Genomic DNA, 23,813 nt, shown 5'->3' with positions numbered 1-23,813 from the left:
ATCAGATTTCCATCAGCCCCATATCGATCACCACCGTGCCGGACACGCCCTCGGGGGCGGCGACGCGCATCTCGATCGTCGTCTCCGGGAACAGATCCTCGACCACCGCGAGCGGCACGTGCTGACCGGATTTCGCGCCGAGCGGAAACAGCCGCATCGGCGAGCCATCGCGCAGCAGCACCAGGCTCACCATCTCGTCGGCGGAATTGCCGGCGCGCAGATAGACCAGCTGCGACCGTCTGTCGGCAGGCACTTTATAGGCTTCGAGCCCGGACAGCACGACGGGGTTGCCGAACCCGGCCCCGGTGAAGGTGAAGATGCCGGTGATGATCCTGGGCGTTGCTTCGATCATGGTGGTTCCGTCCTCTGGTGCTTACGCAGGCGCGAGATGCACGGCGCAGATCTTGTACTCCGGAATCTTCGAGACAGGATCGACGGCGTCGTTGGTCAGCAGGTTGGCGTTGGAGGCGCCGCCCCAATGGAACGGCACGAAGATCGTGTCGCGCCTGATGTCGGGCGTCAGCCTGGCCTTGAAACGTGCCTTGCCGCGGCGCGTGGTGAGTAGCGCCATGCTGCCCTGCACGATGCCGGCGAGGCGCGCGGTATCGGGATGGATCTCGGCAAACGCCTCCGGCTCGGCCGCGGCCAGCTCCGGTACGCGCCGGGTCTGCGCGCCGGTCTGGTAGTGGCTGAGCACCCGACCGGTGGTGAGGTAGAGCGGATAGTTCGCATCCGGCTCCTCGGCGGAGGTGCGACGTTGCACCGCATGGAAGCGGGCGCGGCCATCCTCGTGCGCGAACCGCGTCAGGTAGGGGCGGCGATGGTCGTCGCCGCTCTCGTCCGGACAGGGCCAGAACACGCCCTGCTCGCGGTCGATGCGCCCCAGAGAAATGCCTGCATAATCCGCAGGGCCGCCGCTGGAGGCGCGCCGCAACTCGTCGAACACCTGCTCGGGATCGCTCGATGGAATATGCCGTCCATGGCCGAGCCGTGCGGCGAGATCCGCCATGATGTCGAGATCGCTGCGCACGCCGGGCGGCGGTTCGACCGCCTGCCGGCGATGCAGCACGCGGCCCTCGAGATTGGTCATGGTGCCGCTCTCCTCGGCCCATTGCGTCACCGGCAGCACGATGTCGGCAAGCGACGAGGTCTCGCCCAGGAACTGGTCGCAGGCGACGAACAGCGGCAGGTCGGAGAGCCGCTGCGCCAGCGTCGCGGTGTCCGGCGCAGACAACAGCAGGTTGCAGGCCATCAGCAGCAGGCCCTGGATGCCGCCCTCGCGCCCGAGCGCGTCCAGGATGCCGACCGCCGGCAGGCCGGGCTGCGGCAGGCTTTCCGGAGGCACCCCCCAGACGGCGGCGACCTCGGCGCGATGCCTCGGATTGGCGAGCTGCCGGTAGCCGGGCAGCTGGTCGTTCTTCTGGCCATGCTCGCGACCGCCCTGGCCGTTGCCCTGGCCGGTGAGACAGCCCCAGCCGCAATGCATCCGCCCGGCCTGCCCGAGTGCCAGGGCCAGGTTGATGAAGGCGAGCGCGTTCTGCACGCCCTGGCTCTGCTGCTCGGCGCCGCGTCCGGACAGGATGATCGCGGTGGCGGCTTCGCCCAGCATGTGCGCGGCGCGCTCGATCTGCAGCGCCGGCACGCCGGTCTCGCGCTCGACGCGGTCCGGCCAGTACGACGCCACGGTGCGCCGCACCGCATCCCAGCCGGTGGTGCGGGTGGCGATGAAATGCGGATCGATCAGCTTGTCGCGCACCGCCACGTGCAGCAGCCCGTTGGCCAATGACGCGTCCGTCCCCGGGGTCAGCTGCAGATGCAGGTCGGCGAGCTTCGCAGTCGCGGTGCGTCTCGGATCGCTTACAATTAGCTTGCCGCCGCGATCCCGCTGCGCCTCGAAATACTGCATGATCGGCGGCATCGTCTCGGCGGGATTGCCGCCCGCGATCAGGACGGCCTCGGCGCCGGGAATATCGTCGAGCGGGAACGGCAGCCCGCGATCCATCCCGAATGCGCGCAGGCCGGCTGTCGCGGCGGACGCCATGCAGAAGCGTCCATTGTAGTCGATATGCGCGGTGCCCAGCACGACGCGCGCGAACTTGCCGAGCAGGTAGGCCTTCTCGTTGGTCAGCCCGCCACCGCCGAATACCGCGATGCTGTCGCGGCCATGCATACCCTGCAGCAGCCGGATGCCGTCGACGATGCGGTCCAGCGCCTCGTCCCACGAGGCCGGCCGCAGCGCTGCACCCTTGGCGTCGCGCAGCATCGGAGTGGTCAGGCGCTCGGGATGGGTGAGCAGGCTGCCCGCGGTCCAGCCCTTGCGGCACATGCCACCCTTGTTGGTCGGGAAGTCGCGCGACTGCACGGTGAAATGGCCGTCGCCGCCACGCTCCAGCGTCATGCCGCATTGCAGGGCGCAGTACGGGCAGTGGGTTTCGGTGCGGGTGATGGCGAGCGCGTCCAACATCACACCCGGGCGACGTCCGCGCTGGCACCCCAGGTCGTGCGCCAGCGCGACTTCACGCTGGTCAGGCCGAGCAGGGCGACCAGCGCCAACCCCGCGAAGATCAGGAAGCCGGCGCCATACGAGCCGGTATGCTGGCGCGCGAAGCCGAGCGAGGAGGCCAGGAAGAACCCGCCGACGCCGCCGCACATGCCGACCAGGCCGGTCATCACGCCGATCTCGCGACGGAAGCGCTGCGGCACCAGCTGGAACACCGCGCCGTTGCCCATGCCGAACGCCAGCATGCTCACCACGAAGACGGCGAGCGCCATCCAGAACACCGGCAGCCCGACCGATACGATGATCAGCGCCGCCGCGGCGACCAGGTACATGATGCTGAGCGCGCGTATGCCGCCGATGCGGTCGGCCAGCGCGCCGCCGACCGGCCGCACCATCGAGCCGGCGAAGACGCAGGCGGCGGTGCAATAGCCGGCGGTGATCGCGGAGAGGCCGTACTGGCCGTTGAAATAGATGGTGAGCGACGAGGCGAGGCCCGAGAAGCCGCCAAACGTCACGCCGTAGAACAGCATGAACCACCAGGCATCGCCATGGCCGAGCACGGCGGCATATTCCCCGAGCTGCTTCGGCGGTGGCTGCGACGGGGCGTTGCGGGCGAAAGCGAGATAGGTCGCGAAGGCGATCGCCACCGGTATGGCGGCGATGATGAAGACGGTCCCGATGCCGAAATGCGCCGCCAGCAACGGTGCGAACAAGGCGGCAAGCACGGTGCCGGAATTGCCGGCGCCGGCGATGCCGAGCACGATCCCCTGGTATTCGGGCGGATACCAGCGCGAGGCCAGCGGCAGTGCCACCGCGAACGAGGCGCCGGCGACGCCGAGCAGCAGGCCCAGGATCAGCATCTCGCCATAGGAATGGATGCCGATCAGCCAGACGCCCACCAGGGTTGCGAGCACGATGCACTGGGTGATGATGCCGGTCAGGCGCGGATGCAGCCGGTCGACCAGCACGCCGAATACTACCCGCAGCAGCGCCCCGGACAGGATCGGCAGCGCCACCATCAGGCCCTTCTGGCTCGGGGTCAGGTGCAGCAGGTGCGAGAGCTGCACGCCGAGCGGGCCAAGCAGCGCCCAGACCATGAAGGCCATGTCGAAATAGAAGAAGGCGCTGAGCAGGGTCGGAGTGTGACCCGCCTTCAGGAATGCCCGGTTGATCATCAGGGAGCCTCGCTGGCGGTGTCAGGCTGCGACTTCTGACCAGCGCCATTGCACTGCCGCCGTGCAGATTTGACAAGAGACTTCAGAGAAATAAGAGTCTGCCTATATTGTGGGCGGAATGATGAGGCTGCAGGCAGGGTTCTGTTCCGAGGTCGGCAAGCGGGACCGCAACGAGGATTACGTCGCCGTCTCGCCGGCTGCCGCTTTGCAGGAAGTGAGCCAGTCGGACGGGCCGAACGACACCGCCCTGGCGGTGGCGGTCGTCGCCGATGGGGTGGGCGGCCATCGTGGCGGCCGGGTCGCTGCCGAACTGGCGGTGCGCCTGTTCCTGGATGGCTTCCTGGCGCAAAGCCAGGCGCTCGGTGTGCGCCATGCCGTCGGCCGCGCCATCGATCCGGTCAATCGCTGGATCCATGCCATCGGTCGGGTCGATGCCGAACTGGAAGCCATGGCCTGCACCTTCACCGCACTGGTGCTGCGCGGCCGGCAAGCCTTCGTGGTGCATGTCGGCGACAGCCGGCTCTATCGATTGAGGGCCGGAACCCTGCAGCGCCTGACCAGCGACGACGTCCTGTCCGGGGCCGGACGCGGGCACATCCTGACCCGGGCGATCGGCCTGCAGCCGGATCTTGCCGTCGGCTGCGAGGCAGTGCCGGCGCAGGACGGCGACCGCTACATGCTGTGCAGCGACGGCATCCACGGGGTCCTGCGCGACGGCGACATCGCGCGGCTGCTGGCGAGCGATGCACCGGACCGGGCGGCCTCGCGGCTGGTGCGTGCCGCCGAGACGGCCGGCAGCACCGACAACCTCACCGCCTGCGTGCTCGACGTGCTGTCGCTGCCAGCGGCCGGGCAGGACGATCTTGCTGCCGGCCTGGCGGGGTTGCCGTGCGCGCCCGAGTTGAGCGCCGGAGACTCCATCGACGGCTACCGGCTTGAACGGGCGCTCCCGGCCGGCCGCGACACGCGCGTGTTCGTCGCGCGCGACACCCAGGCCGAGGGATCGACCCTCGTGCTCAAGATGCCCCGGCAGGTCGACCCCTTGCTGCTGTCCGCCCTGGCGCGCGAGGCCTGGATCGGCTCATCGGTGCGCAGCCCGTGGCTGGGCGAGGTGATCGACCTGCCGCCCGAGCGGCGCAGCGTGCTCTACGTGGCGATGCCGTTCTATGCCGGCGAGACCCTGGAACGCCGGCTGAGCCGGCCGCCGCGGGTATCGGCGCCGGAGGGCATCGCGATCGGCGCCAGGCTGTGCAAGGCGGTGGCTGCGCTGCACCGGGCCGGCGTGATCCATCGCGACATCAAGCCGGAGAACATCGTGCTGACCGGGGGCGGCGGCCTGCGGCTGATCGATTTCGGCGTCGCCCGGCTGCCCCGCCTGGAAGCGGAGGAGGAAGCGCCGGCGGCCGCTGTCGCGCCGGGCACCGCCAGCTTCCGGGCTCCGGAGATGCTTGCCGGGCGGGACGCGGGGAGCATCGCCACCGACATCTATGCGCTCGGGGTGACGCTGTACCGGACCTTCACCGGCGACTATCCCTACGGCGAGATCGAACCGTTCTCGAACCCGCGCTTCGCCACGCCGCGACCGCTGCTCAAGCTGCGGCCGGACCTGCCGCCGTGGCTGGACCGCGTGGTGATGCGGGCGGTTGCGGTGGCCCCCGCCGACCGGCCCGGCGATGCGATCGAGCTGCTGTTCGCGCTGGAGCATGGCGAGGCGGATCTGCAGGCCCGCCCGCCCGAGCGCGTGCCGCTGCTCGCACGCGACCCGCTGCGCACCTGGCAGATCGTTAGCGCACTGCTGGCGTTGGCCCTGCTGGCGTCGCTTGCGCTGCGGTAGGCGACCCCCGCGGATGCCGGTTCAGCCAGGCGGGTTGGTCGGCGAGAAGCTGTAGCGCGCGATGCGCCAGACGCCGTCGTCGCTCTTTTCCAGCAGGAACAGTTCCTGGTTGGCTTCCGACGTGCGGCTTCCGGTCGAGTGATGCAGTGTCTCGCCGGCGGAGTTGGTTCGCACGAACGCCCAGCGCGGCGCCATCGTGACGATCTCGGCGATATGGAACTTCACGTCGAACTTCAGTTCCGAAAATACCCTGTCGTAGGCGGTCCTGATCGCATCCCGGCCGACGAAGGACTGGCTGTACGGTGCCATGAAGACGCCGTCCGGCGTGTAGAGCGGCAGCACGGCCCGCGTGTCGCCGCCATTCAGCGCCACGTTGTAGGCCGCCATCGTGTGCTCGATGCCGGATCTAGCCGACGCGGTCGCGGCGCGCGCCGCCGTGGGCGTGACGCTGCCAGACACCAGGCAGAGCGTCGTTGCAGCCAGGGCGCCGAGTGCTGCGCCCAGCAGCGGTCTGATGTTCATCGCAGTCACCTTCCGGTCCATCGCAGCTTTCTGCCGTGGCACAACCGCTACGTCGTCCGCATCCGGAGCGTTAGCCGCCAAATCCGGGAAGGTCATTTCCAGCTTTGGCGGCTACCTCCGGCACCGCAGCCAGGCTTCGATGCGCGCTCTCCGCGGTGCATCGGCCCGCGGACGCATAACCTGGAGAGACCGCAATCCATGACCAGGAGCGCGCTCGAAATCGTCCGGTCCATCCTTGCCGATCCAAAGAACCTGGAGCACGTGCGGTCCCTGGTGACGCCGGACGTGACGTATGTTTCGCTAAGCCATGACGATCCCGACCTCCGGCGCATCATGCCCTGGTGCGGTACCTCCCAGGGCCCGGAGGCGATCGTGCGGACATTCGTGGATGTCGGACATTACTGGAAGGTCGTCGACTTCCGGATCGAGAGCGAGCTGGACGATGGCGAGAACGCTGCGATCTTCGGACGCTTCACGTACGAGTCTGTGGTGCTGTCGCAGACCGTCACGTCGCCATTCGCGATGCTGTGCAAGGCGAGCGGCGGTGTCTGTCACTTCCTGCAATTCATGGAAGACAGTTTCGCAACCGCGAAATCGTTCCGTCGCGGCGGCAGCTGGACGATTGCGAGCGATCCGGACGGCAACGAGATCGAGGTCTGAGCGCCAGCTGACAGGCTTCCATGTGGTCGGGAGCTGCTCCACGATCCAGGCGGCGCCCGCGGGCAGCCATGTAGTTTCGAGGAGAGCATAGGCGCATGCCCGATCTGAACGCCCTGATCGTGTTCGCCAAGGTCATAGAGGCACGTAGCTTCTCGCAGGCGGCACGACGGCTCAAGATCCCGGTCTCGACGGTGAGCCGGCGCGTCGCGGATCTGGAAGACCAGCTCGGAACCAGGCTGCTGGAACGTTCCACGCGCAACCTGCGCCTGACCGAAGTCGGCGCCGACGTCTTCGAGCACGCGCTGCGTATCATGGAGATCGCCGAGGCCCTGGACGGTCACGTCTCCAACCAGTTGTCCCGGGTTGCCGGCACGCTGCGGCTGTCTGCGCCACCCAGCATCTCGGACTCGCTGCTGATGCCGCTGATCGGTGCGTTCCAGGCGTCCTATCCGGACGTGCGCGTGCAGGTCATGATCACCGAGCGCACCATCGATCATATCGCCGACGGCGTCGATCTTTCGTTCCATGTCGGCCCGATGCGCGATTCGGCGCTGATCGCGCGCCGCATCCTGACCTACCGCCACCAGCTCGTGGCCAGTCCCGCCTATCTCGCGCACCGCGAACCGCCGCGGCGGCCGGAGGATCTGCAGGACCACCGCATCCTTGCCTTCTCGCATTGGCAGCCGGAGCACCGGTGGGTGTTCTCGCGGGCCGGCAGCACGGAGACGCAGACCTTCTCGTTCCTGCCGCACCTCGGCATCAACGACTTCGCCGGGGTGACCGCCGGCCTGCTGGCGGGCCAGGGCGTCGGCGATCTGCCACCGATCGTGCAGCCCGACCTCATGCGCGACGGCAGGCTCGTGGAGATCATGCCGGAGTGGCGCTTCCCGGTCTTCGACCTGTGCCTGGTGCATCTCGGCACCAGGCGGCTGCCGTTGCCGGTCCGCGTCTTCAAGGATTTCACCTACACGATGGTGCAGACGATCTTTCCGGATCTGCCGACCTGAGTTCAGGTCGTCACGACGATCTTGCCGCCGGCCTTGTTGTCTTCCATGCAGCGATGCGCCTCGGCGATCTCGTCCAGGGTGAACACCCGGCCGATCTGCACCTGGAGTTCGCCACCGGCAATCTGCTGGGCCAACTCGTCGAGCGGCGTCAGCATGAAATCTTCCGAGCCGCCGTCGTAGGTGGTCAGGCACACGGAGGTGGGAATCGTCTCCATCGGGCTGAAATCCGTCAGCGACCACCGGTTGCCGACCATGCCCGTCATGCACACGATGCCGCGCGGCCTGGCGCAGCGCAGGGAGTCCCGCAGCGTCGTCGCCCCGATCATCTCCAGCACCTTGTCGGCGCCACCCGGACAGACCTCCCTGACCTGTTCGGCGATCGTTCCGGTGTCGACAAAGACCTGGTCGACACCGCTGCGCCGCAGCAGCACATCGTTGCCCGGCTTGCGCGTCGTCGCCATGACCAGGGCGCCGTGCCGCTTTGCGATGGCGGCGGCGGCCAGACCCACCGAGGTGGTGCCTCCGCGGATGAGCAGGCGCTCGCCGGCTTGCAGCCGGAGCGCCTTGAACAGCGAGCCCCAGGCTGTCTGCAGCATTTCCGGCAGCGCGCCGAGGGTCTCCCACGGCAGGCTGGTTCCGATCGCCTGCACCTGGGATGCAGGCACCCTGGTATATTCCGCGTAGCCGCCATCGAACTGCCGGCCCATCCCGCCCATCGCGGTCGCCACCGTCTCCCCTTGCCTGAACTCCCCGCCGGGCGCGCTCTCGACCAAACCGACCGCCTCGATCCCAAGGACCCGTGGGAACTGCACGTCGGGAGACAGTCCCTGCCGGGTGAACATCTCCGACCGGTTCAGCCCGAATGCCTTCACCCGGATGAGGACCTCGCCGGCGCTCGGGGTCGGAATGGGAACGGTCTCGATGCGCAGGACCTCCGGCGGCCCCGCCGCGCGGACCACCGCCGCCTTCATCATCCCCATGAGCCGTCTCCGCGCAGCGCCGTGGACGCCGGACGCAATGGCACCGGCCTGCGCGCCAGCCGCCACGCATCGACGCTGAACGCCGACGGGCGGGCTCTCGCGATCAGCAGGAAGCCCCCCGCCATCGTCATGTTCTTGAGGAAGTTCATCAACTGGTTCTGGTCGGTGAATGCGGTGTGGAAGATGACCGCGGTGAGCACGCACCAGCCGGCCAGCAGGATCGCGAGCGGACGAATCCAGAGTCCGAGCAGCAGCGACAGCCCGGCGACAAGTTCCCAGGCCGCGGCAGGGACGGACAGCAGGCCAGGAACGCCATGGAGCTGCATGTACGCCTGCGTCCCGGCGTTCTGGGACAGCTTGCCGTATCCCGAGACCAGGAACAGCAGCGACATCAGTAGGCGCGCCGGCAGGTCGAGGAAGCGCATGTCCGTCATGGCACGTCATATCCAGGGCGGTGCAGATCGCCCGGCGACGCCAGATGATTCTTGGGTCGACGATTTTCCACGGCTTGGCGCTCCCTCGGTGCAGCCGCCACGCTACGCGGCGCCTGCTGCGGGGATTACCGGTGCTATTTGGGAATGACTTTCCCGTCGATGGCATGGGCTCGCGACGCATGGACGAGGCATGCCCGGTCCTGGCGCGCCGACGCGACCACCGGTGGGCTACATGCGCTCGGGCACCGCAATGCCGAGCAGCCAGAGCGCCTTCTCCATCACCATCCTTGTCAGCGCGCAGAGCGCGAGCCGCGAGCCGCGTTCGGCGTCGGTGTCGGCTGCCAGCACCGGGCACTCGCTGTAGAAGCGGCTGAAGCTTTGCGCGAGGGCGAACACGTAGTCGGCGATCTCGTTGGGCGCGAGGTTGCGGCTGGCGGATGCCACCACGTCCGGCAGCCGTGCGCATTCCAGCACCAGCGCACGCTCGGCCGGCGCCGTCACCGCGATCGGTCCCGCACTCGCCCCCTGCGACGCGGCCTTTGCCAGGATCGAGCCGATGCGCACGCAGGCATATTGCACATACGGCCCGGTGCGGCCCTCGAACGAGACCATGCGTTCAGCGTCGAAGATGTAGCCCGAGGTACGGAACGAGGAGAGGTCGGCGAACTTCACCGCCGCCAGTCCGACCAGGCGGGCGAGCGTCTCGCGCTCGGCATCCGGGGTGGTTTCCGGCAGCCGCTCCGCCGCCCGCTCGATCGCATCGCCGAGCAGGTCGGACAACTGCGCGGCATTGCCCTCGCGGGTCTTGTACGGCTTGCCGTCGGGGCCGTTCACGGTGCCGTAGCCGGCATGGATCAGCTCGATGCCATCGGCGTAGCCAGCCCGCCGGGCGGCGCGGAACACCTGCTCGAAATGCAGCGCCTGGCGCTGGTCCACCACATAGATGATGCGCGCCGGATCGTGCTCGCGCTTGCGCGCCAGCAGCGTCGCCACGTCCGTGGTCGCATAGAGTGCAGCGCCGTCCGACTTCGCCAGCAGCAGCGGCGGCATCGGCTTGGCTTCGTCGGGCGTCGCCACCTCGACGATCAGCGCGCCCTCGCTCTCCACCGCGATGCCGCGCTCGCGCAGGTCGGCGATCATGCCGGGGATCAGTGGCTGCACGTCGCTCTCGCCCAGCAGCAGGTCGAAATGCGCGCCCAGCAGGTCGAAGTCGCGCGTCTGCGCCTCGAGCGAGATCCGGCGCAGCTCCGACCACACCTTGTATGCATCCGGGTCGCCGGCCTGCAGCGCGGCGGTGGCGGCGCGCGCCGCGTCCATGCGGGCGGGATCGGCGCGGCAGGCGGCAGCCGCCTCCGGATACAGCACCTGCAGGTCGTGCTCGGTGAGCGGCGGCAAGGTGCCCGGCGGCTGGTCGGGAAACCGCAGGCGCAGCTCCGACAGCAGCATGCCCATCTGCAGGCCCCAATCGCCGAGATGGGTGTCGGACAGGGTACGCACGCCCTGCGCGTCGAGGATGCGGCGCAGGCTCTCGCCGATCACCAGCGTGCGCAGATGGCCGACATGCAGCGGCTTGGCGACGTTCGGGCCGCCGAAATCCAGCATCACCAGGCCGGTGTCGACCTGCTCGATGCCGGCATGGGCATGGTCTGACGCCTGCGCCGCCGCGCATTCGGCGAGGAAGCCGGCGGACAGGCGCAGGTTCAGGAAGCCGGGACCGGCGACGCCGACCTCGTCGAATTCGGCCCGCTCGCCGAGGGCGGTCGCGATCGCGGCGGCAAGCTCACGCGGATTGCGGCCGGCGGCCTTGGCCAGCGGCATCACGCCGTTGCATTGCAGGTCGGCCAGCTCCGGCCGCGAGGCACGTGATGCCCGCGCGGTCTCGGTCGGCAGGCCGCAGGCGGCGAACGCCCCGGCCAGCAGCTCGTCGACGCGCCGGGTCAGCGAGGCGGTCATGCCGGTGTCCCTGCAGCCGGTCAGCGCGTCTTCAGCTCGGCCTCGAGCTCCTTGATGCGCTTCCTGACGCTGTCGCGCAGGGTCTGCGCCACGTGCGGCTTCATGCCGGCCAGGGTCTCCTTCAGCTCGCGAAGCTGCTTCTGCTTCTCGGCGGTATTGCGCCGGATCGGCTGGTTGTCGGAGTGCTGTCCATCGAATGCGCGCATGGCGAGGTGTCCCGTAGTCGTCGGCGCAGGATTACGACGCCGGGCCGGGAGTGGGAAGCGCCGGGCGCCTCAGCCGGCCGCCGCCCGGGGCTGGTTGCGGGCAAGGATGTCCGCCAGCGCCGCCAGTAGTCGGTCGGATTGCGTGTCGGTGCCGATGGTGATGCGCAGGTACGGCGAGACGCGCGGCCTGGCGAAGTGGCGCACCAGCACCGCACGCTCCCGCAGCGCCACCGCCAGCGCCGCGCCGTCATGGTGCGGATGGCGGACGAACACGAAGTTGGCCGAGGAGGGCAGCACTGCAAAGCCCAGCTGCTGCAGGCCGGTCACCAGCCGCTCGCGGCTCTCGATCACGGTCGCGCGGCTGGCCTGGAAGAACGCCTCGTCCTCGATGGCGGCAATTGCCCCGGCCTGCGCCGGCCGGCCGAGCGGATACGAGTTGAAGCTGTCCTTCACCCGGGTCAGCGCCTGGATCAGCGCGGCGTCGCCAATCGCGTAGCCGACGCGCAGCCCGGCCAGCGCGCGCGACTTCGACATCGTATGCACCACCAGCAGGTTGGGATGGCGGGCCACCAGAGGGATCGCGGTCTCGGCGCCGAAATCGACATAGGCCTCGTCGATCACCACCGGCTGGTCGGGATGCTCGTCGAGCAGCGCCGCGATCTCCGCACGGGACAGGGCGATGCCGGTCGGCGCGTTCGGGTTGGCCACGATGATGGCGCCGCAATGCCGCCGGTAGTCGGCGACGCGCACACGCATGTCGTCGTCCAGCGGAACCGTCTCGTGGCGCACGCCGAACAGCCGGCAATAGACCGGGTAGAAGCTGTAGGTGATGTCCGGGAACAGCAGCGGCGCCTCGTGCCGCAGCAGCGCCACGAAGGCATGCGCCAGCACCTCGTCGGAGCCGTTGCCGACGAACACCTGGTCGGGCTGCACCCGGTGATACCGCGCCAGGGTCTCGCGCAGGGCGGTAGCGTCTGGATCGGGATACAGGCGCAGGCTGTCCGTCGCCTCGGCGCGGATCGCCTCGAGGGCGCGGGGCGACGGACCCAGCGGGCTCTCGTTGGTGTTGAGCTTGACCAGCTCCGCCACGCGCGGCTGCTCGCCCGGCACATACGGCGTGAGGTCGTGCACCAGGTCGCTCCAGAAGCGGCTCATCGTCGTCGTCCCGTATGGAAGGCAGCCCAGGGTGTGTGCACGCTCGCGCGAGGATGCAAGCCTTGCAGGCAACCTTGTCCTGCCCCGGAACGTCGGTCAGCCGTCATGGGGGAGCCTGAGCATGCTCGAGAAATTGCCGGCCGGCGTCGGCCGGGTGCTGAAATCGATCCGGCCGGGCACCGAGGCGCTGGTCTCGCAGGACGACGCCTTTGCCGATGTGCCGGACATCATCGCCATCACCTCGACGGCCTTCCCGGCCGATGGGGCGATCCCGGCGCGCTATACCGAGGACGGTGACAAGATCTCGCCGCCGCTGGAGTGGATCGGCGTGCCACCCGAGGCGCAGGCGCTGGTGCTGCTGGTCGAGGATGCCGACAGCCCGACCTTCCGGCCTCTCGTGCATGCCATACTCGGTGACCTGGCGCCGCGCGACGGCGGCCTCGCGGAGGGCGATCTGCCGTCCTCCGGCTCGGGCGGCGAACGCTTCGGCATGGGCCGCAACTCGTTCCTGTCGCACGGCTGGCTGCCGCCCGATCCACCGCGCGGGCACGGGCCGCACCGCTATGCCTTCCAGATGTTCGCCCTGGATGAGGTTCCGAGCTTCAGCAAGGCGCCGGGACGCACGGCACTGGTGGCGGCGCTGCGCGGACACGTGATCGCCCGGGGCATGCTGATCGGAACCTACAGCCGGGACTGATCGCGACCAGGGCTTGACGCGCGACGGCCCGGTCCTTGCTCTGCGCCTCCTGGAGCGGGCGGGGGCACTACACGATGCAGGACGATTCAGCTGTCGGGCGGCAGGAGGCTGCCGGCCTGATGGACCGGCTCGATCTGCTCGCCGGATGCACCGACGGCAATGGTGAACTGACCCGCCTATACCTTTCGTCCGCGCATCGGGCGGCAATCGATACCGTGGCGGGCTGGATGCGGCACGCCGGCCTGGTGACCAGGATCGATGGGGCCGCGACCCTGATCGGGCGACTGGACGGCACCGAGGCAGGGGCTCGCACCCTGCTTATCGGCTCGCATCTCGACACTGTCCGCGATGCCGGGCGCTACGACGGGAGTTTCGGCATTCTTGCCGGCCTGGCCACCCTGGAGCGGCTTCAGGCGCGCGGCATCCGCCTGCCGTTTGCGGTCGAGTTGCTGGCATTCGGTGACGAGGAAGGCGTGCGTTTCCCGGTCACCCTGACCGGATCGCGGGCCTGCGCCGGCACCCTGGATATCGAGGCGCGGCTGGCGAGCCAGGATGCGGATGGCGCCACCTTGCGCGATGCGCTTTCCAGGTTCGGCTGCGATCCGGCAACGCTGGCCCATGCCGCCTTCGACAGGGCGGACATCATCGCCTACCTCGAACCGCATATCGAGCAGGGTCCGGTGCTCGAGCGGGATGGCCTGGCGCTCGGCATCGTCACCGCCATCAACGCCGCCAGCCGCTTCGTGGTGACGGTGCAGGGCGAGGCGGGCCATGCCGGTACGGTGCCGATGGATGGCAGGCGGGACGCGCTCGCCACCGCTGCCGAGATGATCGTGGCGACGCGCGGCGCCGGCATGGCCTGGCCGGACGTGACCGCGACGGTGGGCCGCATACAGGCCTGGCCGGGTGCGGCGAACGTCATCGCCGGCAGGGTCGAATTCAGCCTGGATCTTCGCGCGCCGACCGATGCACTGCGCGACAAGGCCTGCGCCGCCCTGTTCCACGAGTGGGATGCGATCACCGCGGAGCATGGCGTCACCCATCGCGTCGAGCCCGGCTTCAGCGCCTCGGCGGCGGCGTGCGACGAGCTGTGGCAGGCCCGGCTGGAACGTGCGGCGGTGGCCTGCGGGGTGGAGCCCGGCCGCCTGCCGAGCGGTGCCGGCCACGACGCCATGGCGATGGCAGCACTCTGCCCGATCGCCATGCTGTTCGTGCGTTGCCGCGGCGGCATCAGCCACAATCCGGCGGAGTCGATCGCCGCGCCGGATGCGGAGCTGGCCGTGGATGTGCTCGTGCGGTTGCTGGAGGACCTCGCGGCGGACGGGGTCCGCTGAAAGGCTTCAGAGCACCGGATGCAGATCGCGGAACGGGCTGGTGGCTTCCAGCAGCGCCGCGAGATGCAGCACCGTCGATTCCGCCATCCACCTGGTAACCAGTTGCACGCCGATCGGCAGTCCTTCGCGGCTGGTGCCATACCGGATCGACAGCGCCGGCAGTCCGGTCACGTTGAACGGCACGGTTGCCGCCATGATCTGCAACGCGGAGACCGGCTGACCACCGATGACGATTTCCGACAGGCCGTGCGCGTGCGCCGGGATCGGCAGCACCGGACAAAGCAGCGCGTCGTGATCCTGGAAGTAGTGGGCAAAACCGTCGCGCAGCCGGTCCGATGCCTGCTCCGCCCGCAGGAAGTCGGCCATCGAGGTGTCGGCCGTTCCGAGCAGGAATTTCGACATCGCGAACATGTCGGCCTCGTGCCCGGCGGTCGCGGCGGCGACATCGGGCTTCATCTCCATCACATGCAGGCGCAGGAACGCTTCCAGCGCATTGTCCTGCTCAAGCGCCGGAATTCGCACCGGTGCCACCTCGCAACCCGCGTCGCGCAGCGCGTCCGCCGCCGCCTGGACCGACGCCGCCACCTCGCGGTCGATCGGACCGAAGCCCGGCTCGACCAGCCAGCCGACGCGGAGCGGCCGGTCCGGCGAGGCGCCGGTGCCGGCGTCGAAGGCCAATGGGCTGGTGGCGAGGCCGTCGGCGCCATCCGGGCCGGCCAGCAGCGAGTAGGCCAGGGCAAGATCGCGCACGCTTCGCGCCATCGGGCCGACATGCCAGTACCGTCGCGGCGAGCGGGGCCAGATCCCGGTCATCGGGATGCGCCCGTGCGTCGCCTTCAGGCCGACGATGCCGGTCTGCGCTGCCGGCCCGCGTATCGAGATGGCGAGGTCGCTGCCGAGGCCCAGCGGTGACAGGCCTGCCGCGATCGCGGCCGATTCGCCGCCGCTCGATCCGCCGGGTGTGCGATCGAGGTTCCACGGGTTGTTCGACCGCCCGGTAAGCAGGTTGTCGCTCTCGGTCGAGTATGAGAATTCCGGCAGGTTCGTCTTGGCGAGCAGGATGGCGCCGGCGCTCTTCATCCGGGCCACGCTGGTGGCGTCGACCGCCGGGACGCGGCCCCTGAAGATCGGCGAGCCGCGCTGGGTGGGCACGCCTTCGGTGTCGATGGAGTCCTTGACGGTGAACGGCACGCCGTGCAGCGGGCCAAGCGTCTCACCGGCCAGGATTGCGGCCTCCGCGGCACGGGCGCCGTCCATTGCGCCTGTGGCCACCGTAACGATGGCGTTGATGCCGGGATTGATGGCCTCGATGCGGTCGAGATGCGCCTGCATCACCTCGACCGGCGACACCTCGCGGGCCCGGATAAGCGCGGAGAGGCTGGTTGCGTCGAGGTAGTGGAGCGGGTTCTCAGCCATGAAGACCTCCTGATCTTTCCTACCTGACGTCAGGTAGGTACCGGGGCTAGATCTGGGCCTTTCCGTACCTCTCGTCAATGACTATCTATCGTCAGGTAGACACGGGAGGCTGGCTTGGCTGCCGAGACGAGGGAACGGATACTGGAAGCGGCCCGTCTCACGGTGCAGGACCGCGGCTACGGCGGACTCAGCTTCCGCGAGCTGGCAGCCGAGGTCGGCATCAAGAGCGCCAGCATCCACTACTACTTCCCGACCAAGGGCGAGCTGGGCGGGGCGCTGGCCAGCCGCTACACGGCCGATTTCGCCGCGTATCTCGATGCGCTGCTGGAGCAGGAGCTCGATCTGCCGACGTGCATGGCGCGCTACACCGATGTCTTCGGCAACACCCTGCGGAACGCCAACCGCATCTGCCTGGCCGCAAGCCTTGCAGCCGAGCTGAGCGAACTGCCGGACGAGGTTCGCATCGAGGTGGCACGGTTCGGCAGGATGAACGAGAATTGGCTCGCCCGTGCGTTGTCGGCCGGTGTCGCCGCAGAGCCGGAGGAGTGCCGGCGCCGCGCACGCGCCATCTTCGCGGCGGTCACCGGAGCGCAGTTGATCGCTCGCGCACGCGGAGACACCGCCCTCTACGACGAGGTCATCGCCTCCTACCGGGCGAGTGGCCTGCTGCCCTAGAGCCTGGCGGACCCAAGCAGATCGATCAGATCCCGATGGCCCTGGCGCTGCGCCAGGCTGAGGGCGCTGTTGCCTTCGCCGTCGCGTCGCACCGGGTCGGCGCCGGCTTGGAGCAGGTAGCGAGCCATCTGCTCGCGGCCGAACATTACCGCAAACATCAGCGGCGTACGACCGACATCGTTCGGGGCGTCGACGGTGGCACCGGCCTTGACAAGCACCCGGGCAATCTCGACGTCGCCCTTGAAGGCGACGCCGCCCAGCGCGGTGCTACCCTTGGCATCTCGCCCGTCGGGCAAGGCGCCGCGCGACAGCAGAAGCTGGGTGGCCTCCAGGTAGCCGTTGTAGGACGCCAGGATCAGCGGGGTGTAGCCGCGCAGGTCGGTGCGGTTGGCGTCGGCGCCAGCGTCGAGGAAAGCCTCCAGCAGATCGGTCTGGCCATCCCTCGCTGCGCTGAAGAACAGCGCCTCGACCTGCTCGTGGGTGAAACCGGCCGGTGGCGCCGGCACCGGCGGTTCTCCCGAAGGCTGCGATGTGATGTCCGATGGCACGGCAGCGGGCTCCTTGTCTTCGAGGTGAAGCCACCTGAAGGGAGACTACCGCCGGCGTTACGACCTGACCAGCACCGCCACCGGCAGTAGCGCGAATACCTCCTCCAGTGCCACGTTGCCGCCCTGGTAGCGACGCCGGCTGAACAGGTCCACCCAGTCGCCATCCGGCAAGGAAGCGGCAGTACCCTCCCAGCCAATCCCGCCGTCCCGAAGGCCGGGATAGCGCGAGACCAGCACCAGCAGCTTCGCCTCCTCGTGGGTCCGCAGAAAGCCGATGGCCTGCTCGGAACGCTCCCCGACGATCGTCAAGGGCTCGTAGCCACCATCTCCGAACAAAGCAGGATGCTCCGCACGCAGCCGCAACAGCATGGTGGTGACCGCGAGCTTGACGCGCCCGTCCTGCCAGTTGTCGCGCAGGCCAGCCAGCGTTTCCGCCGGCGACTCCCGCAGACCCGGCTCCATCGCCCCCAGTGCCTGTCGACGGACATCATAGTCGACCGGCCGGCGGTTATCCGGATCCACCAGGCTGAGATCCCACATCTCGCTGCCCTGGTACAGGTCGGGCATGCCGGGAACCGTCAGCTTGAGCACCGCCTGCGCCAGGCTGTTCTCGGCACCCAGCCGCGCGACCTTCTGCACAAAGGGCAGGAAGCTCGCCAGGAAGCTGTCGCGGTTCGGATCCAGCGCGTCGCGTGCGAAGGACTGCATCGCGTCCTCATAGGCGGCGTCCGGGGACGACCAGTTCGAGTGCAGCTTGCCCTCGCGCATCGACTTCTCGAGCGTCGCCTTGATCCGCTCGCCATAGGTCTTCAGCCCTTCGGCATCGGTGCTGGCGAGCATCTCGACCGGCCAGGAGCCGACCAGCAACTGGTAGAGCAGGTATTCGTCGTTGCGGTCCGGCGGGGCGTTGCCCTCGACGTCGCCGCGTCGCGCACGGAGCAGGCGGCTCCACGTCTGAACCTGCCGCGCCCACTCCTCGGGAATGTCGGCCAGCACCGCCAGACGGGCACGGGTATCCTCGCCGCGCTTGGTGTCGTGCGTGGAGGTGCCCAGCATGGCATGCGGCCAGTGCCTGGCGCGCTGCGTGTTGGCCTTGTGGAAGGCACCGGCGGAAAGGCCGAACCGCTCCGGCTCGCCGCCGACCTCGTTCAGGGCGATGAACCGGTTGTAGCGATAGAACGCGGTATCCTCGAGACCCTTGGCCATCACCGGGCCGCTATACTGTTGCAGCTTCATCGCCAGGCGCAGCACGCTGGTGCGATTGAAACCGCTCTTCGGCTTCGCGGTCAGCCGACCCGACAGCAGGTCGTGCAGGAACTTGAACACCGAGGGATCGAGAGCGGGATCGCGCCGGCGCGCCTGGGTGATGGCCCAGTCGAGATCACGCTTGTCGGCGCTGTCGCTGTCGGACTCGAACTCGATGTAGGTGCGATACACCGGGAAGCAGGCGACGATCTGCTTGATCGCCCGCTGCAGCACTGTCTTGGTGAAGTCCGAGGTCATCGGGTTCTGCCGCGCGACACGCCCTGCATCACGGCCGAGCGAGTTCAGCTCGCTCGCCATCTCGTTGTCCATGATGCGTATCTTGCAGTCATAGACTATGCTGCTGAACGGCGTGCGCAGGCCGGTGAAATCGTGGTAGGTGGCGGTGAACGCCTCTTCGGCCGCCGGATTGACCAGCACGCCCAGCACCAGGTTGGTGAAATCGTAGCCGGTGGTTCCCTCGACCTTCCAGTCCTCCCGCAAGGCTTCATGCGCGGCCAGGATCTTCTCGATCACCAGGTAGAACGGCCGGTCGGTGGCACGGCGCAGATCCTCGATGTAGGCCTTAGGATCGAGCAGCCCGTCGATATGGTCGATGCGCAGGCCGTCGATGGTGCCGTCCTCGATCATCGGGATGATGCGGCCATGGGCGTGCCGGAACACCGCCGGCAGCTCCATGCGTATGCCGGCAAGATCGTTGATGTTGAAGAACCGGCGGTAGTTGATGTCGTCGCCGGCGACTCCGAAATAGGCGATGCGCCAGCTCTGCTGCTGGATCAACGCATCGAGGGCGCGCCAGTCCGAGTTCAGGGCCGCGATGCTGGCATCGAGCGCCTCGCGAACCGATGGGTGCGAGCCGGCCGCCCGTGCCAGCTCCGACTTCAGGGTGGCCGCGCGCTCCGCCATCTGCGGCCGCCATTGCGGCAGGTCGGAGAAGAAATCGCTGAGCCGGTCGAGTTCCGGGTCGTCGTGGCCCAATACCACATCGTACTGCAGCGGGCAGATCGGCAGCTTGTGGCTGTCATAGGCCCACACGGCAAGGCTGCCATCCTGCTCGTCGAACTTGACCTGAAGCTTGCCGCCCTTCAGCTCGCTGCCGTACTGGTCGCCGAGGAACGGCACCAGCAGCTTGTCCTTGAGGTAGCGCCGATCCGGATCCCAATCGATGTCGAACCAGCCGGCGTAGTCGGATTGCGGCCCCCATTCCAGTACATCGAGCCAGAGTGGATTATCCGCACCGCCGACGCCCATGTGGTTGGGAACGAAGTCGAGGATCTGGCCAAGCCCGTTCGCCTTGAACGCCGCCACCATGGACGCGAAATCGTCCTCGGTGCCGAGTTCCGGGTTCAGCGCCAGATGATCCGTGATGTCGTAGCCATGCGTGCTGCCGGGCCGCGCCTTCAGATAGGGCGAGGCGTAGACGTGGCTCACTCCGAGCCTTGCCAGGTAGGGTGCAACCACCGTGGCATCCTTGAAGCCGAAGCCGGCGTGGAACTGCAGCCGGTAGGTTGCTCGCGGAGTGGTCATGCAGCCTCCAGGGACCAGCGTACCGACCAGGGACCCATCCCCGGATCGGTCTCGCCCTCGGTCCAGATCGTCTGGCCGGTCGGTTTCGGAAATTCCACTTTCGCGCCGGACAGGTTCGCGGACAACGCCAGGACGCGGTCGAGACCGATCTGCCAGCGGACCTGCACCGCGCCGGGACCGAACTCAATGGCGCTGCCGCCGCGCACGATGTGCGCAAGCAGCGGCACGATCTCGCGCCGACGCACAGACAGCAGGTCCCGGTAGAGTCCGAGGCGCTTCTGGTCTATCGCGTTCCAGTCCAGCTTCGCCGACAGGAAGGTCTTTTCCGCCAGCGGGTCGGGAATGCGGTCGCGCTGCTCCGGGTCCTGGAACTCGGGAAAGCGCGAGAATTCCTCACGGCGGCCCTTGCGGACCGCATCGGCAAGATCACCCTCGAAATCGCAGAAGAACGGGAACGGCTGGGTCGCGCCCCATTCCTCGCCCATGAAGATCATCGGCGTCTGCGGCAACAGCAGGTAGACGGCCGCCAGCGCCCGCATCGCATCGTGGCTGGCAACCGTATTGAGTCGATCGCCGAAGGCACGGTTGCCGACCTGGTCATGGTTCTGGATGAAGGCAACGAACGCACCCGGTGGCAGGTTGGCGGCCGGGGCCCCGCGCGCGGAACCACGATACGGCATCATCTGGCCCTGGTAGGCGAAGCCCTCCGAGAGGGCCTTGGCGAGCAGACCCGTATTGCCGGCATAGTCGGCGTAGTAGCCCTGGTCCTCGCCGGTGGCAGCCACGTGCAGCACGTGATGCACGTCGTCGTTCCACTGCGCGGTGTAGTGCACAGGCTCGCGGCCGTTGCGGGTCAGCCGCTTCGGTTCGTTGTCCTCGTTCTCCAGCAACAGGTGCACCGGACGCCGCGTGCTTGCGCGGGCGCGCTCGGAGAGCTCATCGAGCAGATGCTTCGGACCATCGTCGATGATTGCATGCACCGCGTCGAAACGCAGTCCGTCGAGGTCATATTCGTCGAGCCAGTAGAGCGCATTGTGGATGACGAACTCGCGCACCGCCTGGCTGCCTTCGCCATCGTAGTTGACGGCGGCGCCCCAGGGCGTGTGATGGCGTTCGGTAAAGAATTTCGGAGCGTAGACCGGCAGGTAGTTTCCGTCCGGACCGAAATGATTATAGACGACGTCGAGCAACACCGCGATGCCGCGCGCATGCGCCGCCTCGACCAGCGCCTTGAAATCCTCCGGCCGGCCATAGGTCGAGTCCGGCGCATACGGCAGCACACCGTCATACCCCCAGTTACGACCGCCCGGAAAATCCCAGACCGGCATGATCTCGATCCCGGTCACACCCAGCGCGGCAAGATGGTCGAGCTTGCCGATGGCCTCCCGGAAGGTGCCGCCGGGAGTGAAGGCGCCGACATGCAGTTCGTAGAGGACGATCTCGTCCCAGGGGCGCCCTTCCCATGCGACGGTCCACTCGTAGGCCGCCGGGTCGATTACCTCGCTGGGCCCATGCACGTCCTGCGGCTGGAACCGGGAGGCCGGGTCGGGCACCTGCGTCCCATCCGGCAGTTCGAAGCGGTAGAGCGTGCCGGCACCGGCTCCCGGCACGGTGAGCGCGTGCCAGCCGTCCGCCTGCGGCTGCATCGGCTCCCGGGAGCCATCGGCTTCAAGGCGGAGCAGGACCTGCTCGCAGCCTGGCGCCCATAGCCGGAATCCGGTGCCGCCGTCGCCGAGGCTAGCCCCGGCAGGGATGCTGTGCTGCCGCTTGCTCATCAGGTCCGTTCCGGCACCAGGGAGAACAGCAGGAGCGAGCGACCCGTCACGCCGTAGACGCTACCCGGCTTGAAGGTCGGCTCCTCCTTGGACTCTGCCTCGGACTTGTTGGTGTCGAGCAGCAGGGTCCACTCGCGCTCGGAGCCGCCATGATCGGGCAAGGTGAACTCCACCAGGTCATGCCACGCATTGTAGATCATCAGGATGCTCGCATCCTCGCCACGCTTGCGTATCCCGGTCGGCTGCGCGCGACCGTCCAGGATCAGGCCGAAGCTCTGCGCGCTCTCGCCCCAGTCGCCCGGCTGCATCTCGCCACCGCCGGCACTCACCCAGGTGAGCTCCTTGATCCCGAGCTCCTCGTTGTAGGCCGCGGTCAGGAACCGGTTGCGGCGCAGGATCGGAAAGCGGGAACGCAGGTCGGTGACACGTGTCACGAAGTCGATCAGCGCCTGGCCCTTCTCCTCGATCTCCCAGTTGACCCAGGAGATCTCGCTATCTTGGCAGTACGCGTTGTTGTTGCCGTTCTGCGTGCGGCCGAACTCGTCGCCCGCCACCAGCATCGGTGTGCCCTGGCTCAGCAGCAGGGTCGCCAGCAGGTTGCGTATCTGCCTCGCCCGCACCCGGTTGATCTCCGGATCATCGGTCGGACCTTCCACGCCATAGTTACTGGAACGGTTATCCGACGAGCCGTCCTTGTTGTCCTCGCCGTTGGCCTCGTTGTGCTTCTCGTCGTAGGTGACGATGTCGTTCAGCGTGAAGCCATCATGCGCGGTGATGAAGTTCACCGACGCCCAGGGCTTGCGGCCCTGATGGTCGAACTGCTCCGGCGACGCCAGAAGGCGAGGCGCCAGGTCCGCCACGTTGGAGGCGCCCTTCCAGTAGTCACGGGTGATGTCGCGGAACTTGTCGTTCCATTCGGCCCAGCCGGGGGGAAACTCGCCTACCTGGTAGCCACCGGGACCGCAATCCCAAGGCTCGGCAATCAGCTTGACGGAGCCGAGCGTGGGATCCTGGCAACATGCCTTGAGGAACCCGGACCTGTTGTCGAAGCCATTGGGCTCGCGCGCCAGGATGGTTCCAAGATCGAAGCGGAAGCCGTCGACATGCATCTCGTCGGCCCAGTAGCGCAGGCTGTCGGTGACCAGCTGGATGACGCGCGGATGACTGAGGTTGACCGTGTTGCCGGTGCCGGTGTCGTTCACATAGAAGCGCGGCTGATCGGCAGTCAGGCGATAGTACGAGGCGTTGTCGATGCCCTTGAAGGACAACGTCGGACCACGCTCGTTACCCTCGGCGGTATGGTTGTACACGACATCAAGGATGAGTTCGAGGCCGACATCGTGCACCTTCGCGACCATCTCCTTGAACTCACGCAGCGAGTTGGCACGGTCGGCGGCATAGCGAGGGTCGGGCGCGAAGAACCCGATGGTGTTGTAGCCCCAGTAGTTGGTTAGGCCCTTCTCGAGCAGCTGGCTGTCGTTGATGAAGCTGTGCACCGGCAGCAGTTCGATGGAGGTGACGCCAATGCCCTTGATGTACTCGAGTACTTCCTTGGTGCCGAAGCCGGCATAGGTGCCGCGCAGCGCAGGGTCCACCTTCGGATGCTGCTTGGTGTAGCCACGAACATGGGTCTCGTAGAGAACCGTGCGGTCCCATGCGACCGGGTTGCGGCCGGCCTGGCCACGCCAGTCGAAGTTCGCATCGACGACCACCGACTTCGGCATGAACGGCGCGCTGTCGCGCTCGTCGTAGGAGAGGTCGTCATCCTTGTGGCCGATCGTATAGCCGAAGATCGCCGGGTCCCACTTCAGTTCGCCGATGTGGGCACGCGCATAGGGGTCGAGCAGAAGCTTGTTCGGGTTGAAACGATGACCGGCCTCCGGCTCGTAGGGACCATGCACGCGATAACCATACACCTGGCCCGGCCCGATCTCCGGGATCCATCCGTGGAAGATCTGGTCGGTGTATTCCGGCAGCGCGATGCGCTCGATCTCGGTGATGCCGTCGCGGTCGAACAGGCAGATCTCGACCTTGGTGGCATTCGCGGAGAACAACGCAAAATTAACGCCCTTGCCGTCCCAGTTCGCCCCGCGCGGAGAGGGGTAGCCCTCGCGTAGGCCGGCCTTTAAGTTGCTCGCCACGTGACAGGCTC

At 67.8% G+C, this 23,813-nt stretch carries 20 protein-coding genes; 6 read left to right on the top strand and 14 right to left on the bottom strand.

The window, feature by feature from the left end; all coding sequences use genetic code 11:
• Position 1 precedes the first annotated feature (1 nt).
• From FE263_RS12735 to FE263_RS12725, 3 genes are read right to left on the bottom strand one after another with little or no spacing between them, the layout of a single operon-like run.
• Positions 2-352, bottom strand: a complete 351-nt coding sequence (locus tag FE263_RS12735; RefSeq protein ID WP_138326408.1) for a molybdopterin oxidoreductase — start codon at positions 350-352, stop codon at positions 2-4.
• Between the two features lie 21 nt (positions 353-373).
• On the bottom strand, positions 374-2,464 hold the full coding sequence (locus FE263_RS12730) for a molybdopterin oxidoreductase family protein (protein ID WP_138326407.1): 2,091 nt from the start codon (positions 2,462-2,464) through the stop codon (positions 374-376).
• Positions 2,464-3,675, bottom strand: coding sequence for a nitrate/nitrite transporter (locus FE263_RS12725; RefSeq protein WP_138326406.1), 1,212 nt, complete (start codon positions 3,673-3,675; stop codon positions 2,464-2,466). Before FE263_RS12725 ends, FE263_RS12730 begins: the two co-directional genes overlap by 1 nt.
• A 121-nt stretch (positions 3,676-3,796) precedes the next feature.
• Between FE263_RS12725 and FE263_RS12720 the strand changes: the two genes are divergently transcribed.
• Positions 3,797-5,509, top strand: coding sequence for a bifunctional protein-serine/threonine kinase/phosphatase (locus tag FE263_RS12720; RefSeq protein ID WP_205880365.1), 1,713 nt, complete (start codon positions 3,797-3,799; stop codon positions 5,507-5,509).
• Positions 5,510-5,530: 21 nt separating this feature from the next.
• On the opposite strand, the gene FE263_RS12715 is transcribed toward FE263_RS12720, so the two are convergent.
• Entirely contained in the window at positions 5,531-6,031 is a 501-nt protein-coding gene (locus FE263_RS12715; RefSeq protein WP_171034090.1) for a YybH family protein, read from the bottom strand.
• Positions 6,032-6,229: 198 nt separating this feature from the next.
• Here FE263_RS12715 and FE263_RS12710 point away from each other — a divergent pair, with 198 nt between their 5' ends.
• Together FE263_RS12710 and FE263_RS12705 are read left to right on the top strand one after the other, a co-directional pair.
• Positions 6,230-6,691: a nuclear transport factor 2 family protein gene (locus tag FE263_RS12710; RefSeq protein WP_138326403.1), complete on the top strand. Its 462-nt coding sequence runs from the start codon at positions 6,230-6,232 to the stop codon at positions 6,689-6,691.
• Positions 6,692-6,786: 95 nt separating this feature from the next.
• On the top strand, positions 6,787-7,698 hold the full coding sequence (locus FE263_RS12705) for a LysR family transcriptional regulator (RefSeq protein ID WP_138326402.1): 912 nt from the start codon (positions 6,787-6,789) through the stop codon (positions 7,696-7,698).
• Between the two features lie 2 nt (positions 7,699-7,700).
• On the opposite strand, the gene FE263_RS12700 is transcribed toward FE263_RS12705, so the two are convergent.
• From FE263_RS12700 to hisC, 5 genes are all read right to left on the bottom strand, one after another.
• Positions 7,701-8,678 (bottom strand): zinc-binding alcohol dehydrogenase family protein, encoded by a 978-nt coding sequence (locus tag FE263_RS12700; RefSeq protein WP_138326401.1) that lies wholly within the window; start codon positions 8,676-8,678, stop codon positions 7,701-7,703.
• Entirely contained in the window at positions 8,669-9,112 is a 444-nt protein-coding gene (locus FE263_RS12695; protein ID WP_138326400.1) for a DoxX family protein, read from the bottom strand. The genes FE263_RS12700 and FE263_RS12695 overlap by 10 nt, the downstream gene beginning before the upstream one ends.
• Before the next feature lie 228 nt (positions 9,113-9,340).
• Positions 9,341-11,065 (bottom strand): arginine--tRNA ligase, encoded by a 1,725-nt coding sequence (gene argS / locus FE263_RS12690; protein ID WP_138326399.1) that lies wholly within the window; start codon positions 11,063-11,065, stop codon positions 9,341-9,343.
• Between the two features lie 20 nt (positions 11,066-11,085).
• A complete protein-coding gene (locus FE263_RS12685) occupies positions 11,086-11,271 on the bottom strand; it encodes a hypothetical protein (protein WP_138326398.1) in 186 nt (61 codons plus the stop codon).
• Between the two features lie 69 nt (positions 11,272-11,340).
• Entirely contained in the window at positions 11,341-12,426 is a 1,086-nt protein-coding gene (hisC, locus tag FE263_RS12680) for a histidinol-phosphate transaminase (RefSeq protein WP_138326397.1), read from the bottom strand.
• 121 nt (positions 12,427-12,547) lie between these two features.
• Here hisC and FE263_RS12675 point away from each other — a divergent pair, with 121 nt between their 5' ends.
• Complete coding sequence (locus tag FE263_RS12675; protein WP_138326396.1) at positions 12,548-13,123, top strand: YbhB/YbcL family Raf kinase inhibitor-like protein; 576 nt, start codon at positions 12,548-12,550, stop codon at positions 13,121-13,123.
• Between the two features lie 74 nt (positions 13,124-13,197).
• Positions 13,198-14,457 carry an allantoate amidohydrolase gene (locus FE263_RS12670; RefSeq protein WP_138326395.1) on the top strand — a complete coding sequence of 420 codons (1,260 nt, stop codon included), beginning with the start codon at positions 13,198-13,200 and terminating at the stop codon, positions 14,455-14,457.
• Positions 14,458-14,463: 6 nt separating this feature from the next.
• Here FE263_RS12670 and FE263_RS12665 read toward each other — a convergent pair whose 3' ends face one another.
• Positions 14,464-15,873, bottom strand: coding sequence for an amidase (locus FE263_RS12665; RefSeq protein WP_138326394.1), 1,410 nt, complete (start codon positions 15,871-15,873; stop codon positions 14,464-14,466).
• Between the two features lie 114 nt (positions 15,874-15,987).
• Here FE263_RS12665 and FE263_RS12660 point away from each other — a divergent pair, with 114 nt between their 5' ends.
• On the top strand, positions 15,988-16,548 hold the full coding sequence (locus FE263_RS12660; RefSeq protein WP_138326393.1) for a TetR/AcrR family transcriptional regulator: 561 nt from the start codon (positions 15,988-15,990) through the stop codon (positions 16,546-16,548).
• On the opposite strand, the gene FE263_RS12655 is transcribed toward FE263_RS12660, so the two are convergent.
• From FE263_RS12655 to glgX, 4 genes are all read right to left on the bottom strand, one after another.
• On the bottom strand, positions 16,545-17,054 hold the full coding sequence (locus FE263_RS12655; protein ID WP_138326392.1) for an ankyrin repeat domain-containing protein: 510 nt from the start codon (positions 17,052-17,054) through the stop codon (positions 16,545-16,547). The genes FE263_RS12660 and FE263_RS12655 overlap by 4 nt on opposite strands.
• Positions 17,055-17,153: 99 nt before the next feature.
• Entirely contained in the window at positions 17,154-19,886 is a 2,733-nt protein-coding gene (treY, locus tag FE263_RS12650; protein WP_138326391.1) for a malto-oligosyltrehalose synthase, read from the bottom strand.
• Positions 19,883-21,661 carry a malto-oligosyltrehalose trehalohydrolase gene (gene treZ / locus FE263_RS12645; protein ID WP_138326390.1) on the bottom strand — a complete coding sequence of 593 codons (1,779 nt, stop codon included), beginning with the start codon at positions 21,659-21,661 and terminating at the stop codon, positions 19,883-19,885. Before treZ ends, treY begins: the two co-directional genes overlap by 4 nt.
• Positions 21,661-23,802: a glycogen debranching protein GlgX gene (gene glgX / locus FE263_RS12640; RefSeq protein WP_138326389.1), complete on the bottom strand. Its 2,142-nt coding sequence runs from the start codon at positions 23,800-23,802 to the stop codon at positions 21,661-21,663. The genes treZ and glgX overlap by 1 nt, the downstream gene beginning before the upstream one ends.
• Positions 23,803-23,813 lie beyond the last annotated feature (11 nt).

It is taken from the genome of Lichenicoccus roseus (genome assembly GCF_005844085.1).
Lineage (GTDB): Bacteria > Pseudomonadota > Alphaproteobacteria > Acetobacterales > Acetobacteraceae > Lichenicoccus > Lichenicoccus roseus.
The sequence above is the reverse complement of the archived record's forward strand: the minus strand, read 5'-3'. Positions and strand labels throughout refer to the sequence as shown.